Here is a 1,151-nt window from a genome sequence, read left to right as displayed (position 1 = left end):
TACCGGAATAAGTAGAGATACCCTCAGAAAATATTCTAGGTACAAGAAAAATATTTCGACTTGCGTTGCAGGGGATGAATCATGAACAATACTAATTTCCTTATCGGGCGCGGAGAGCTCCTCACCTCATCGATTAGTCCGCCCAAGCGTCCACCGGGGAAGACCGAAGTCTATTCTCTTGTCGAGTCCCAAGATCGTTTATTACCCCAAATCACTGAGACAGCACGCACGCTTAGCGTCTTACCGAGCGACGCCTGCCCCCAAAACGTGGGTGTTGCTCTCTTCGCTATGAACCCTAGTTATATCGCTCGGTCATACTTCCCGAGCACCCTTATGAAGAAAGCAGGACTAGAAGTAATTGGAAGCCGCGCTGTAAATATCACTCCGAAATCTTGGTCAAAAAAAGAAGATCCGAGACCAATTTCGACGACAGAGCTCTATGTTTTAGGTGATCGATCAAGATTTGCAGAACTAAACGCTTGGGCCTCCCAGCTCATTGAGGGAACCTCTGAGGCGGAAGATTTCACGCGCATAGAACGCATAAAAGCCTTGTTACCTGAAAATCGGATAACTAACTCATCACATGAGGGAACATCGATTTTCGAAGTAGGCATGCATCTTACTGAGACTAGAGACTTCGTTGGGAGCTTTCTAGAATATGCCGGTAAGGTTGGAGTAAAGATCCATGCAGATTTGTCTTTCACTGCTGGAGGTCTGATATTTTATCCAGCAGAAGGCAAATATGACAGCGTTAAAAAATTATCTTTGTTTTCCCTTATCCGCGTTATCCGACCAATGCCTCAACTCCGCGGAATGAGGCCGATAAAACGCTCTAGTGGTGTCAAGGTGATCTGCACCTTGCCTGACGAACAGCCCCTGTCATCTGAGCCTAAAGTCGCCATCCTCGATGGTGGCCTACCAAACACTCACTGCATCGGACCTTGGGTTTCGAATTATAGAAAGATGGATGAACATGCAGCAGATGATCCAGATAGTATAAGTCATGGACTGGCTGTTAGTTCGGCATTTTTATTTGGACCTATAGAACCAAACAAAAGCGTTCCGAGGCCCTACTCTTATGTAGATCATTTGCGCGTTTTAGATCATAGTGTAGGGAGCGAAGACCCTCTCGAGCTATATCGTACGCTCGG

Annotated in this window: 1 pseudogene; it reads left to right on the top strand. The window is 46.4% G+C overall.

The features are described 5' to 3' along the window. Nucleotides 1–333: 333 nt before the first annotated feature. Nucleotides 334–1,151, top strand: a pseudogene (locus P792_RS37515) (peptidase S8 and S53, subtilisin, kexin, sedolisin); the annotation flags it as partial.

It is taken from the genome of Asaia sp. SF2.1 (assembly GCF_000505765.1).
GTDB lineage: Bacteria > Pseudomonadota > Alphaproteobacteria > Acetobacterales > Acetobacteraceae > Asaia > Asaia bogorensis.
The sequence above is the reverse complement of the archived record's forward strand: the minus strand, read 5'-3'. Positions and strand labels throughout refer to the sequence as shown.